The organism is Variovorax sp. V35, assembly GCF_041154465.1.
Lineage (GTDB): Bacteria > Pseudomonadota > Gammaproteobacteria > Burkholderiales > Burkholderiaceae_C > Variovorax > Variovorax boronicumulans.
In genome coordinates this window covers 6,462,474-6,474,910 of the sequence record NZ_AP028666.1, presented here as the reverse complement: position 1 = coordinate 6,474,910, position 12,437 = coordinate 6,462,474, and the positions used below count along the sequence as shown (strand labels likewise).

The following is a 12,437-nucleotide window of genomic DNA, read 5'->3' as shown; positions in this document are numbered from 1 at the left end:
TTTTTTCATTTGAGTCGGATGATGAGACTGGAGGTGTCCCAGCGCCTGCCGCCGGCTTGCTGCACGTCGGCATAGAACTGGTCGACCAGCGCCGTCACCGGCACGCGCGCGCCGTTGCGCTTGGCTTCGTCGAGCACCAGGCCCAGGTCCTTGCGCATCCAGTCGACGGCAAAGCCGAAGTCGAACTTGCCTTCGATCATGGTCTTGCCGCGGTTGTCCATCTGCCAGCTCTGGGCCGCGCCCTTGCCGATGACGCCGAGCACGGCTTCCATGTCCAGGCCGGCGCGCTGGCCGAAGGCGATGGCTTCCGACAGGCCCTGCACCAGCCCCGCGATGGCGATCTGGTTCACCATCTTGGCGAGCTGGCCCGCACCGCTCTCGCCTAGCAGCGTGACCGCGCGGGAGAAGGCCATCGCCACCGGCTTGATGCGTTCGAACACCGCCGCGTCGCCGCCGCACATCACGGTGAGTGCGCCGTTCTGCGCGCCCGCCTGGCCGCCCGACACGGGCGCGTCGATGAAGTGCAGGCCGCGCGCCAGCGCCGCCTTCGACAGCTCGCGCGCCACGTCGGCCGAGGCCGTGGTGTGGTCCACGAGCACGGCGCCGGGCTTCATGCCGGCCAGGGCGCCGTCGTCGCCCAGCACCACCGAGCGCAGGTCGTCGTCGTTGCCGACGCAGCAGAACACGATGTCCGCGCCGGCCGCCGCTTCGCGCGGGGTGGGGGCGTGGCGGCCGGGCGCGCCGAACTCGGCGACCCAGGCCTGCGACTTGGCGGGCGTGCGGTTGTAGACCGTGACCGTGTGGCCGGCCTTGGCCAGGTGCCCGGCCATGGGCCCGCCCATGACGCCGAGGCCGAGAAAGGCCACCGTCTGGGCGGGAACGGATTCGTAGGTGCGGGGGTTGATGCTGCTCATGGCCGACAGCTTAAAGCCAAAGAAAGAAACAAGGCCGGCGCACCGCGGGGCGCCGGCGGGGCGGCCTCAGACGATCGCGAAGTGCTCGGTGCCGGCCGCCAGGTCGGTGCTGCGCGCGCGCTGGCTGTTGAGCTTGATCTGCAGGCGCAGGTCGTTGGCCGAATCTGCGTTGCGGATCGCCTCTTCGAAGTTGATCGCGTTGCCCTCGAACAGGTCGAACAGTGCCTGGTCGAAGGTCTGCATGCCCAGGTTGCGGCTCTTCTTCATGATCTCCTTGATCTCGCCCACCTCGCCCTTGAAGATCAGGTCGGAGATCAGCGGCGTGTTCAGCAGGATCTCGACGGCGGCCACGCGGCCCTGGCCGTCTTCGGTAGGCACCAGCCGCTGCGACACCAGCGAACGCAGGTTCAGCGACAGGTCCATCAGCAGCTGCGCGCGGCGCTCTTCGGGGAAGAAGTTGATGATGCGGTCCAGCGCCTGGTTGGCGCTGTTGGCGTGCAGCGTGGCCATGCACAGGTGGCCGGTTTCGGCGAAGGCCACGGCGTGCTCCATGGTTTCGCGGTCGCGGATTTCGCCCATCAGGATCACGTCGGGCGCCTGGCGCAGCGTGTTCTTCAGCGCCGCTTCCCAGCTGTCGGTGTCGATGCCCACTTCGCGTTGCGTCACCACGCAGTTCTTGTGCGGGTGCACGAACTCGACCGGGTCTTCCACCGTGACGATGTGGCCGTAGGAGTTCTCGTTGCGCCAGTCGATCATCGCGGCCAGCGTGGTCGACTTGCCCGAGCCCGTGGCGCCCACGAGGATGGTGAGGCCGCGCTTGGTCATCGCCACGTCCTTGAGCACCTGCGGCATGCCCAGTCCGTCGATGGTCGGCAGCTTGGCGGGAATGGTCCGCAGCACCATGCCGACCTTGCCCTGCTGCACGAACGCGTTCACGCGAAAGCGCCCGATGCCCGTCGGCGAAATCGCGAAGTTGCACTCCTTGGTGCGCTCGAACTCGGCCGTCTGGCGGTCGTTCATGATCGAGCGCGTGAGCGCCAGCGTGTGCTGCGCGCCCAGCGCCTGCTGCGACACCTTGGTGACCTTGCCGTCGACCTTGATGGCCGGCGGGAAGTCGGCGGTGATGAACAGGTCGCTGCCGTTGCGGCTCACCATGAGCTTGAGCAGGTCGTTGATGAACTGGCTGGCTTGATCGCGTTCCATGAGAGCGCTCCTTGATGTCTAGATTGAATCTGCAGGCGGCCGACCGCCGGGCCGCCCCAAGGCGGCCGCGCCTCCCCCTTGGGGGGTGGAGTTACACGAAGCGCAGCGAAGTGAAAAGCCGGGGGGCCTCATGACTAGCCGGGGAAGTTTTCTGGGATCTTGGCCTTGCCGCGCGCTTCGGCGGCAGAGATCGTATTGCGGCGCACCAGCTCCGTCAGGTTCTGGTCGAGCGTCTGCATGCCCGAGCCCTGGCCGGTCTGGATGGTGGAGTACATCTGCGCCACCTTGGCCTCGCGGATCAGGTTGCGGATGGCCGGCGTGCCCAGCATGATCTCGTGCGCCGCCACGCGGCCCTGGCCGTCCTTGGTCTTGCACAGCGTCTGCGAGATCACGGCCTGCAAAGACTCCGACAGCATCGCGCGGATCATTTCTTTTTCTTCGCCCGGGAACACGTCGATGATCCGGTCGATGGTCTTGGCGGCCGACGAGGTGTGCAGCGTGCCGAACACCAGGTGGCCCGTTTCGGCCGCGGTCATCGCGAGGCGAATGGTTTCGAGGTCGCGCAACTCGCCCACCAGAATGGCGTCCGGGTCTTCGCGCAGGGCGGAGCGCAATGCGTTGGCGAACGACAGCGTCATCGGCCCCACTTCGCGCTGGTTGATCAGGCACTTCTTCGATTCGTGCACGAACTCGATCGGGTCTTCCACCGTGAGGATGTGGCCGTACTCGTTCTCGTTGAGGTAATTCACCATCGCCGCCAGCGTGGTCGACTTGCCCGAGCCCGTGGGGCCCGTCACCAGCACGAGGCCGCGCGGCTTGAGCGCGAGTTCGCCGAAAATCTTCGGCGCGTTGAGCTGCTCGAGCGTGAGGATCTTCGAGGGAATGGTCCGGAACACCGCGGCCGCGCCGCGCGCCTGGTTGAAGGCGTTCACGCGAAAGCGCGCGAGGCCGTCGATCTCGAACGAGAAGTCGACCTCCAGGAACTCTTCGTAGTGCTTGCGGTGCGTGTCGCTCATGATGTCGTACACCATGGCATGCACGGCCTTGTGGTCCAGCGCATCGACGTTGATGCGGCGCACGTCGCCGTTCACGCGGATCATCGGCGGCAGGCCGGCCGACAGATGAAGGTCGGAGGCTTTGTTCTTGACGCTGAACGCCAGCAGTTGGGTGATGTCCACGGGGCTCCTCAGGCAGGCTTTAGTGACGTTTTGATACGAATTCGGAAGATTATGACGATGATTGGCGACGATCTCCAGCAAGTAAGGGCCCGGATCGACCGGGCCTGTGCGCAGGCCGGGCGCGACCCGGCGGCGGTGCGCCTGCTGGCGGTGTCCAAGACCTTCGGGCCGGAGGCGGTGCGCGAGGCGCACGCGGCCGGCCAGGCGGCGTTCGGCGAGAACTACGTGCAGGAGGGCCTGGACAAGATCGCAGCGCTGGCCGACCTGCGCGCGGGGCTCGAATGGCACTGCATCGGCCCTCTGCAGAGCAACAAGACGCGGCCCGTGGCCGAGCAGTTCGACTGGGTCCACAGCATCGACCGCCTGAAGATCGCCGAGCGCCTGTCGGCCCAGCGCCCGGCCCATCTGCCGCCGCTGCAGGTGTGCCTGCAGGTCAACGTGGACGGCGGCGCGAACAAGTCTGGCGTGCCGCCGGAAGAGGCCTTGGCGCTCGCGCGCGCTGTGGCGGCCTTGCCACAACTGACGCTGCGCGGGCTCATGGCGATCCCCGAACCCGCGCCCGATTTCGCGGCGCAGCGCGAACTGTGCCTGCGCGCGCACGCGGTGTTCGAATCGATCCGGGCGGCGGGCATCGCGCTGGACACGCTGTCGCTGGGCATGAGCGGCGACCTCGAGGCGGCGGTCGGTGCCGGCAGCACGATGGTGCGGGTCGGTACGGCAATCTTCGGCGGGCGGGCACGCAAGCCCGCCTAGGGTCGGTTCAGACCCCCAGCGGCAAGCGCGCGCTGCTCTTGACCTCTTCCATCACCGCATAGGTTCGCGTCTCGCGCACGCCGGGCAGCTGCCACAGCACCGTGCCGGCGAACTCGCGGTAGGCGGCCATGTCGGCCATGCGGGTCTTGAGGAGGTAGTCGAAGCCGCCGGCGACCATGTGGCATTCCATGATCTCGTCGCGCACCTGCACGGCGGCCTTGAATTGGTCGAAGACGTTGGCGGTGGTGCGGTCGAGCAGGACCTCGACGAACACGGTGAAGCCGCGCCCCAGCTTGTAGGGGTCGAGGCGGGCCTCGTAGCCCAGGATGAAGCCGTCGCGCGTGAGGCGCTGCACGCGCGCCAGCACGGCGGTGGGGGACAGCGCGACCGCCTCCGCCAGCTTGAGGTTGGTGATGCGGCCGTCTTCCTGAAGGATCTTCAGCAGGCGCAGATCGATGCGGTCCAGATCAAGCATTCGAGGATTATCCGGCGCACACATCGATCGACTGCAAGAAATGCGGCCTATTTGCCACGGCCATAGGAGATAGAACCAAGGAAATGCCGTTGGACTACCCTTTCGCAGTCATTTGAACTACCGAAAGCCGTGGGTCACCGCATTCAACGCACCGTGGTCGATCCGGGTGCGGCGGCCTGGCGGCCCGAGAGCTGGTCGACCAGCGCGCCGTAGGCCGGGCCTTCGCGCAGCTTGGTGTAGGCGGCCTGGGCTTCGCGGTAGCCGGGGCGCGACGTGTCGGCGCCGGCTTCGCCCGACTGCTGGGCGGCCAGGCCCGAGCGGATCCACAGCTGCGTGTCGGCGGCCACGGCGGCGCGGCTGTTGGCCGAGACCGCGACCGGCTCCTGGCCCATGTTCTCGTTGTAGCCCTGGGTGGGCGCGGTCTTCAGCCACTGCTGGGCATCGGCCGTCACGGCGGCGCGCGTCGTCGACGACGCGAAGGGCGCGGGACGCGGGTCGCCTTCGGCGTAGTTGCCGGCAAAGCTCGGCGCGGCGGCCAGGCCCAGCAGGGCGGCGACGGCGGCGGTGTTCAGCAGGCGGGTGGTGGCAGACAGCTTCATGTTCGTTCACTCCTTGAGGTGGTTGCTTGGTTGGTGAGAACGACTGTACGAAGCGCATCCACGCGACCGATAACGTCTGGATGACGGTTTTGTCATGTGCGTATCCACCTGCATCGGGCCGCGCCGAGAGGGACCGCAAGGGGCCTTCCAACTTCTCTTGCATAACCGCCATCGCGGCATGCATAAGCCATGGCGCGCGGCCCTCAGTCGGAATATCGTTGCGCCCATCCATTCCAACCAAGGGAATCTTCCATGAACGAGAAACTCTCCTTCGTCAATCCGACGGCCAACAGCCCCTGGGGCACCTACCTGTCGCAGGTCGATCGCGTCGTGCCGTACCTCGGCCCGCTGGCACGCTGGGTCGAAACCCTCAAGCGCCCCAAGCGCGCGCTGATCGTCGACGTGCCGATCGAGATGGACAACGGCACCATCGCCCACTTCGAGGGCTACCGCGTGCAGCACAACATGAGCCGCGGCCCGGGCAAGGGCGGCGTGCGCTTCCACCCCGACGTCACGCTGGAAGAAGTGATGGCGCTGTCGGCCTGGATGACCATCAAGACCGCCGCCGTGAACCTGCCGTACGGCGGTGCCAAGGGCGGCATCCGCGTCGACCCGAAGAAGCTGTCGCTGCAGGAGCTGGAGAAGGTCACGCGCCGCTACACCAGCGAGATCGGCATCATCATCGGCCCGCACACCGACATCCCCGCGCCCGACGTGAACACCAACGCGCAGATCATGGCGTGGATGATGGACACCTACTCGATGAACGTCGGCGGCACCGCCACCGGCGTGGTCACCGGCAAGCCGCTGCACCTGGGCGGCTCGCTGGGGCGCGTGAAGGCCACCGGCCGCGGCGTGTTCGTCACCGGCCGCGAAGCCGCACGCCGACTGGGCATGGACCTGCGCGGTGCGCGCATCGCGGTGCAGGGCTTCGGCAACGTGGGCTCGGTCGCGGCCGAACTCTTCGTCGAGGCGGGCGCCAAGATCGTCGCGGTGCAGGACCACACCGGCACCATCGTGAACACCAACGGCCTCGATCTGACCCAGCTGGTGCCCATCTCGCGCACCGACGGCGTGGTCGGCTTCAAGGCCGGCGGCGACATCGTGCCGAACGAAGACTTCTGGGACGTGGCCTGCGACATCCTGATTCCCGCCGCCCTCGAAGGTCAGCTCACGGCCGAGCGCGCCAAGAAGACCACCGCCAAGCTGGTGCTCGAAGGCGCCAACGGCCCGACGGTGCCCGAGGCGGACGACATCCTGGCCGAGCGCGGCGTGCTGGTCGTGCCTGACGTGATCTGCAACGCCGGCGGCGTGACGGTCTCGTACTTCGAATGGGTGCAGGACTTCTCGTCCTTCTTCTGGGACGAGGACGAGATCAACGTGCGCCTCGATCGCATCATGATGAACGCGCTCAACCAGATCTGGGACACGGCCGACAAGCACAAGATCCCGCTGCGCACCGCCACCTACGCGGTCGCCTGCGAGCGCATCCTGATGGCGCGCCAGGAACGCGGTCTGTACCCCTGACGCGATCTCCGGGGCTTTCAGGGCCTTTCGGGAACCCCCGGCTTGCCGGGGGCTCGAAGCGAAGCCGCCGGTTGGTTAGCATCCGGTGTCCTTCCCGCCCTGCCATGCCCCCCACCTCTTCTGCTGCTTTCTTCTCTTCGCCGGCCCGCGTGCCGGCGTTTCTGTTCCCGGGCCTGCTGTCGGCCCTGCTGCTGGCCGGCTGCGGCAGCTTCGGCACGGGGCAGGCCTACGAGCCCGAAGATTTCGACTCCACCACCACCCACACGCGCAACTACGCCGCCAGCGAGGCCCAGACCTGCGAGGCGGCGCGCCGCGCGTTGCTGAGCCAGGGCTACATGGTCACTGCCGCCAACGCCGACCTCGTGACCGCGCGCAAGAGCTTCCAGCCCGCGGCCGAGACGCATGTCGAGGTCGAGTTCCGCGTGGTCTGCGCGCGGGAAGGGGGCGCGGGCAGCGCCTCGGGCGGACGCAGCACCGTGGCCTTCGCGACCGCATTGCAGGACCGCTACGGCCTGAAGAAGGGCAGCAACTCGGCCAGCCTGGGCGTGGGCGCCATCGGCTCGCTCTCGCTGCCCTTCGGCGGCAGCAACGAAGCGATGGTCAAGGTGGCGAGCCAGACACTCACCGACGAACGTTTCTACGACCGCTTCTTCACGCTGGTCGAGCGCTTCCTGCAGGGCGGCGGCCCCGACATGCCGGCCGATGCGGCACCGGCCGACGACGCGCCGAAGCCCGCCACGCGCCCCGCCGCCACCACCTTCCCGGTGGCGCCGTCGCCCAACCGCGGCTGAACAGGCTCGGCAGTCAGCGCACCAGCGTCGACTTGCCGAACAGGCTCTCGATCAGCTCCACCGCCACTTCGGCCGTCTGGTTGCGCACGTCGAGCGCGGGGTTGAGCTCCACCACGTCGACCGAGCCGAGCCGGCCGGTGTCGGCGATCATTTCCATGCACAGCTGCATCTCGCGGTAGGTCGGCCCGCCGCGCACACCCGTGCCCACGCCGGGCGCGTCGGCCGGGTCGAGGCAATCGAGGTCGAAGCTCACGTGCAGGTGGGTGTCTTCGTCCACATCTTGAAGCGCCTCGGTCATGGTGGTGCGCATGCCGTTCTCGTCGATGTGGCGCATGTCGAACACGGTCAGGTCGAGCGTGCGAATCGCTTGCTTCTCGTCATCGTCCACGCTGCGGATGCCGATGAAGCGGATCGCGTCGTGCGCCAGCGCCGCGGGCTCGCCGCTCCAGCCCGTGAGGTCCGCCGGCCCGTGGCCCAGCAGGCACGACACCGGCATGCCGTGCAGGTTGCCGCTGGGGCTTGTGGTCTCGGTGTTGACGTCGGAGTGCGCATCGAGCCACAGCACGCGCAGCTTCTTGCCGCGCTTGCGCGCATGCCAGGCCACGGCGCTGATCGAGCCGATCGCCAGGCAGTGGTCGCCGCCCAGCATCACCGGCACGTGGCCGGCGCCCAGCGCGGTGTCGACAGCGGCGTAGACCGAACGGTTCCACGCGATCACCTCGGTGAGGTGGCGCAGCCCGTTGGCCGGCGGTGCCCACGGCGTGGCCGGGCCCGCGAGGTTGCCGCGGTCGAGCACCGTGAAGCCCTGGCCCGCCAGCGCCTCGGCCAGACCGGCCACGCGCAGCGCGTCGGGGCCCATGCCCGCGCCGCGCACGCTGGCGCCGATGTCGGTCGGCGCGCCGATCAGTTCGAGGGTGGTAGCGGCGGTGCTGCTGCTGTTCATGTCGGTCTCCCGATGTGGTGCCAGAGGTAGGCGTAGCCGAGCGCATCCATGAAGGCGGACGCCTTGTTGTCCGCGGCGGCGCTGTGGCCGCCTTCCATGTTCTCGTAGAAGCTGCTGTCGTGCCCTTGCGCGAGCAGCTTCGCGTGCATCTTGCGCGCATGCACCGGCCCCACGCGGTCGTCGCGCGTGGAGGTGGTGAAAAGGGCGGGCGGGTAGGGCGTGCCGGCCTGTGCGTTCTCGTAGGGCGAGAAGGTCTGGATGAACTCCCACTCGTCGGGCAGTTCCGGGTCGCCGTACTCCGCGATCCACGAGGCGCCGGCCGACAGCTGCGTGTAGCGCTTCATGTCGAGCAGCGCCACCTCGCTCACGATGGCGCCGTACAGCTGCGGGTACAGCGTGAGCATGTTGCCCATGAGCAGGCCGCCGTTGCTGCCGCCCATGGCGCCCAGGTGCGCGGGCGAGGTGATGCCGCGCGCAAACAGGTCCTGCGACACGGCCGCAAAGTCTTCGCAGGTGCGCAGGCGGTTTTCCTGCAGCGCGGCCTGGTGCCAGCGCGGGCCGTACTCGCCGCCGCCGCGGATGTTCGCCACCACGTACACGCCGCCGCGTTCGAGCCAGGCACGGCCGATGCCGCCGCTGTAGCTCGGCTCCAGCGAGATCTCGAAGCCGCCGTAGGCGTACTGCAGCGTGGGGTTCGTGCCGTCGGCCACCAGGTCTTTCGCAGCGATCTCGAAGTAGGGCACGCGCGTGCCGTCCGCCGAGGTCGCGAAATGCTGGCTCACGCGAAAGCGCGAGGCGTCGAAGAAGCCGGGGCTGTGCTTCAGCGGCTGCGGCTCGCCCTGGCCGAGGGTGCCGATGTACAGCGTGGTCGGCTGCAGGAAGCCGCTCACGGTCAAAAAGTAGTCGTCGCTCTCGGTCTCGTCGATGCCGCCGGCCGCCACGCACGAGAGCGCGGGCGCGCCGCCCAGGCTGTCGCGGGCCCAGTCGCCCAGGCCGTCCGCCGGCGGCGTGAGCACCTCCAGCCGGTTCACCACGTCGTGCATCACGTTGAGGATCAGGTGGTGGCGCGTCCACGAATAGTCGTCGAGCGCGGTGGTGTCGTCGGGCTCGAACAGCAGCGTGAGTTCGCGCGCGCCGGCCATGTAGTCGTCGAAGCGCGCGGCCAGCAGCGAGCCGGCGGTGTAGGTGCGGCCGGCCACGGTCCAGTCTTCGCGCGGCTCGATCAGCAGCCACTCGCGCGTGACGCCGGTGTTGGCGTCGTCGGGCACGTCGATCTTGGCGAGCGTGCCGTCGGGCGCGCGCAGCCAGGTCTCGCTGTCGTAGAAGTCGATCTGGCGCGAGACGAAGTCGCGCTCGAAGCCGGGCGTGTGGTCGCTCCAGGCGCTCACCGACATGTCTTCGTGCGCGCCTTCGTACACGGTGACGGCCTCGGCCAGCGGCGTGCCGCGTTGCCACTCCTTCACCAGGCGTGGGTAGCTCGAGCTGGTCATGGAGCCGGGGCCGAAATCGGTGCCCACGTACAGGTGGTCGATGTCTTTCCAGGTGACGTGGTTCTTCGCCTCCGGCAGCGTGAAGCCGCCTTCGACGAACGACATGCTCACCAGGTCGAACTCGCGCACCACGTCGGCGTCGGCGCCGCCGCGCGACAGCGAGATCAGGCAGCGTTCGTACGCGGGCTCCAGGCAGTCGGCGCCGTGCCAAACCCAGTTCTCGCCGTCCTGCGCGGCCAGCGCGTCGAGGTCGAGCACGGTCTCCCACGCGGGCTCGGGCGTGCGGTACTGGTCGAGCGTGGTGCGGCGCCACAGGCCCTTGGGGTGCGCCTTGTCGCGCCAGAAGTTGTAGTACAGCGCACCGATCTTGCTGACCATCGGAATGCGCGCGTCCGAGTCGAGCACCTCGAGCAGGCCCTGCTCGATCGACTGGAAGGCCGGCGACTGCGCATAGGTGTGAACGGCATGTGCATTCTGCTGGCGAGCCCAGTCCAGAGCGGCTTCGCCGTCGATGTCTTCGAGCCAGAGATGGGGGTCTTCGTTGTGCGCAGAGGTCATGCGGCACAGTGTACGAAGCCCCCGTGAATGCGGCGGCCTGTGAGCAGTTGTTGCTGCATTCGAGGCGCGTCGATTTTTTCATTACATGTGGATGCGCGCCCCGGCCATCCTTGGGGCAAACCCCTGTCCCGGGCGTGCCTTCCCCCGGTGGAAACACTGAAGAAGCGAAGGCCCACGAACGCGATGCCCACGGTATCCTGCCGGACGGCGCATGCCCCAACGAGGAGAACCACACATGAAACACCTGAGCGGTCTTGATGCCACCTTCCTGCACCTGGAAACCCCCGAGATGCCGATGCACGTGGGCTCCCTCAACGTGCTGGACCTGCCCAAGGGCTACAAGGGCGACTTCTACGAAGACGCCAAGGCCTTCATGGCCAGCCGCATCCACCTGGCCGACGTGTTCACGCGCAAGCTCGCGCTGATGCCCTTCGACATGACCAATCCGGTGTGGGTCGAGGACGACGACATCGACCTCGACTACCACGTGCGCCACATCACGCTGCCCAAGCCCGGCACCAACCGCCAGCTGCAGCAGTACGTGGCACGGCTGCACTCCACGCTGATGGACCGCAGCCGGCCGATGTGGGAGTTCTTCATCATCGACGGCCTCAAGAGCGGCCAGGTGGCGCTATACACCAAGGTGCACCACGCGGGCATCGACGGGCAGGCCGGCGTCGAGCTGGGCAAGGCCATCTTCGACCTCGAGGCCACGGGCCGCGTGATCAAGCCGCCGCGTGCGCGACCGCGCAGCAACGGCTACCAGCTGGGCATGGCCGAGCTCGCCACGGCGGCGCTGCGCAACACGGCGCAGCAGTACGTGAAACTGTTCAAGATGGCGCCGGCCATCGCGCGCGCCATCGGCGGCCTGGCCCAGCCCGACGAGAAGGCGGCCGACAAGGCGGCCGCCACCGCGCCGAAGAAGTTCAACCTCTTCGCGCCGCGCACCTCGCTGAACGTGTCGATCACCAACCAGCGCACCTTCGCCGGGCGCACCATCTCGCTGGCCGAGACCAAGTACATCGCCAAGCACTTCGGCGTGTCGCTCAACGACGTGGTGCTGGCCACCGTGGCCGGCGCGCTGCGCCACTACCTGGCCGACAACAACGAGCTGCCGGCCAAGCCGCTGGTGGCCGGCGTGCCCGTGAGCCTGCGCGAGGCGGGCGACCAGACGGCCAACAACCAGGCCAGCATGATCCTCGTGAGCCTGGCCACCGACATCACCGATCCGCTGCAGCGGCTGAAGGCGATCAACGCCTCGTCGAACTCCTCCAAGTCGACGATGAACCGCTTCAAGGCCGTGATCCTGGACGACTTCCCGACCTTCGCCGCGCCGTGGCTGGTGTCGGGCATCGCGTCGATGGTGGGGCGCTCGGGCATCGTCAACCTGCTGCCGCCGGCGGCCAACGTGGCCGTCTCGAACGTGGCGGGCGCGCCGTTCCCGATGTACTTCGCGGGGGCGCTGGTCACCTGCTACTACCCGGTGTCGATCGCCAGCCACGGCACCGCGCTCAACGTCACCGTGCAAAGCTACAACGGCCGCATGGACTACGGCCTGATCGCCTGCCGCCGCGCCGTGCCCGACATCACCGAGATCGGCGATTACCTGCTGGCCGAGCACAAGCTGCTGATGGAGCTGACGCAGAAGCACCCGGCCGTCTCCGGCGCGCCGGCCACACCGCCCAAGCCCGTGGCCGCCCCCGCGCCGGAAGCGGACGAAGAGGCCCAGGCGGCTGCGCCCGCCCGCAAGCCGGCCGCGCGCAAGAAGGCGCCGGTGAAGGCCGTCGCAGCCAAGAAGACGGCGCAGAAGGCCCCGGCCAAGGCCGCGCCGGTCAAGGCGGCAGCGAAGAAAGCCCCTGCGAAGAAGGCGGCGGCGAAGAAGGCCGCACCCCGGCCCGCGGCCCGCAAGGCCGCCGCATCGCCGCGCGCCGCTGCGGCATGATCGACAGGGCCGGCCCGGCCTGGACAAAAAATTGGGGCAGTTGGACTAGTTTTCCGACCGTTCT

Annotated in this window: 11 protein-coding genes; 4 read left to right on the top strand and 7 right to left on the bottom strand. The window is 68.1% G+C overall.

What is annotated here, in order from left to right:
- Positions 1 to 5: 5 nt before the first annotated feature.
- From ACAM42_RS29790 to ACAM42_RS29780, 3 genes are all read right to left on the bottom strand, one after another.
- Entirely contained in the window at positions 6 to 914 is a 909-nt protein-coding gene (locus tag ACAM42_RS29790) for an NAD(P)-dependent oxidoreductase (RefSeq protein WP_369630306.1), read from the bottom strand.
- A 66-nt stretch (positions 915 to 980) separates the two neighbouring features.
- Entirely contained in the window at positions 981 to 2,117 is a 1,137-nt protein-coding gene (locus ACAM42_RS29785) for a PilT/PilU family type 4a pilus ATPase (protein ID WP_062482331.1), read from the bottom strand.
- A gap of 134 nt (positions 2,118 to 2,251) precedes the next feature.
- Positions 2,252 to 3,295, bottom strand: coding sequence for a type IV pilus twitching motility protein PilT (locus ACAM42_RS29780; RefSeq protein WP_062482334.1), 1,044 nt, complete (start codon positions 3,293 to 3,295; stop codon positions 2,252 to 2,254).
- A gap of 51 nt (positions 3,296 to 3,346) precedes the next feature.
- Between ACAM42_RS29780 and ACAM42_RS29775 the strand changes: the two genes are divergently transcribed.
- Positions 3,347 to 4,048 (top strand): YggS family pyridoxal phosphate-dependent enzyme, encoded by a 702-nt coding sequence (locus tag ACAM42_RS29775; RefSeq protein ID WP_369630305.1) that lies wholly within the window; start codon positions 3,347 to 3,349, stop codon positions 4,046 to 4,048.
- A 7-nt stretch (positions 4,049 to 4,055) separates the two neighbouring features.
- Here ACAM42_RS29775 and ACAM42_RS29770 read toward each other — a convergent pair whose 3' ends face one another.
- Entirely contained in the window at positions 4,056 to 4,523 is a 468-nt protein-coding gene (locus ACAM42_RS29770) for an Lrp/AsnC ligand binding domain-containing protein (protein ID WP_062478450.1), read from the bottom strand.
- A 143-nt stretch (positions 4,524 to 4,666) separates the two neighbouring features.
- Complete coding sequence (locus ACAM42_RS29765) at positions 4,667 to 5,122, bottom strand: hypothetical protein (RefSeq protein WP_369630304.1); 456 nt, start codon at positions 5,120 to 5,122, stop codon at positions 4,667 to 4,669.
- 252 nt (positions 5,123 to 5,374) lie between these two features.
- Between ACAM42_RS29765 and ACAM42_RS29760 the strand changes: the two genes are divergently transcribed.
- Together ACAM42_RS29760 and ACAM42_RS29755 are read left to right on the top strand one after the other, a co-directional pair.
- Positions 5,375 to 6,649: a Glu/Leu/Phe/Val dehydrogenase gene (locus tag ACAM42_RS29760; RefSeq protein ID WP_062478443.1), complete on the top strand. Its 1,275-nt coding sequence runs from the start codon at positions 5,375 to 5,377 to the stop codon at positions 6,647 to 6,649.
- Between the two features lie 104 nt (positions 6,650 to 6,753).
- Positions 6,754 to 7,440 (top strand): DUF2242 domain-containing protein, encoded by a 687-nt coding sequence (locus tag ACAM42_RS29755; RefSeq protein ID WP_369630303.1) that lies wholly within the window; start codon positions 6,754 to 6,756, stop codon positions 7,438 to 7,440.
- Between the two features lie 13 nt (positions 7,441 to 7,453).
- Here the strand turns inward: ACAM42_RS29755 and rocF are convergent, their stop codons facing one another.
- The gene (gene rocF, locus ACAM42_RS29750; protein WP_369630302.1) at positions 7,454 to 8,383 is read right to left on the bottom strand and encodes an arginase; all 930 of its coding nucleotides are present in this window, start codon (positions 8,381 to 8,383) and stop codon (positions 7,454 to 7,456) included.
- On the bottom strand, positions 8,380 to 10,431 hold the full coding sequence (locus tag ACAM42_RS29745) for a prolyl oligopeptidase family protein (protein ID WP_369630301.1): 2,052 nt from the start codon (positions 10,429 to 10,431) through the stop codon (positions 8,380 to 8,382). The genes rocF and ACAM42_RS29745 overlap by 4 nt, the downstream gene beginning before the upstream one ends.
- A gap of 235 nt (positions 10,432 to 10,666) precedes the next feature.
- Between ACAM42_RS29745 and ACAM42_RS29740 the strand changes: the two genes are divergently transcribed.
- Positions 10,667 to 12,373, top strand: coding sequence for a wax ester/triacylglycerol synthase family O-acyltransferase (locus ACAM42_RS29740; protein WP_070063828.1), 1,707 nt, complete (start codon positions 10,667 to 10,669; stop codon positions 12,371 to 12,373).
- The last annotated feature ends 64 nt before the right edge of the window (positions 12,374 to 12,437 follow it).

Bases quoted from the DNA above. Each gene is read 5' to 3' on its own strand.
- ACAM42_RS29790 (WP_369630306.1), bottom strand. From the start codon at position 914: ATGAGCAGCATCAACCCCCGCACCTACGAATCCGTTCCCGCCCAGACG.
- ACAM42_RS29785 (WP_062482331.1), bottom strand. From the start codon at position 2,117: ATGGAACGCGATCAAGCCAGCCAGTTCATCAACGACCTGCTCAAGCTC.
- ACAM42_RS29775 (WP_369630305.1), top strand. From the start codon at position 3,347: ATGACGATGATTGGCGACGATCTCCAGCAAGTAAGGGCCCGGATCGAC.
- ACAM42_RS29770 (WP_062478450.1), bottom strand. From the start codon at position 4,523: ATGCTTGATCTGGACCGCATCGATCTGCGCCTGCTGAAGATCCTTCAG.
- ACAM42_RS29765 (WP_369630304.1), bottom strand. From the start codon at position 5,122: ATGAAGCTGTCTGCCACCACCCGCCTGCTGAACACCGCCGCCGTCGCC.
- ACAM42_RS29760 (WP_062478443.1), top strand. From the start codon at position 5,375: ATGAACGAGAAACTCTCCTTCGTCAATCCGACGGCCAACAGCCCCTGG.
- ACAM42_RS29755 (WP_369630303.1), top strand. From the start codon at position 6,754: ATGCCCCCCACCTCTTCTGCTGCTTTCTTCTCTTCGCCGGCCCGCGTG.
- rocF (WP_369630302.1), bottom strand. From the start codon at position 8,383: ATGAACAGCAGCAGCACCGCCGCTACCACCCTCGAACTGATCGGCGCG.
- ACAM42_RS29745 (WP_369630301.1), bottom strand. From the start codon at position 10,431: ATGACCTCTGCGCACAACGAAGACCCCCATCTCTGGCTCGAAGACATC.
- ACAM42_RS29740 (WP_070063828.1), top strand. From the start codon at position 10,667: ATGAAACACCTGAGCGGTCTTGATGCCACCTTCCTGCACCTGGAAACC.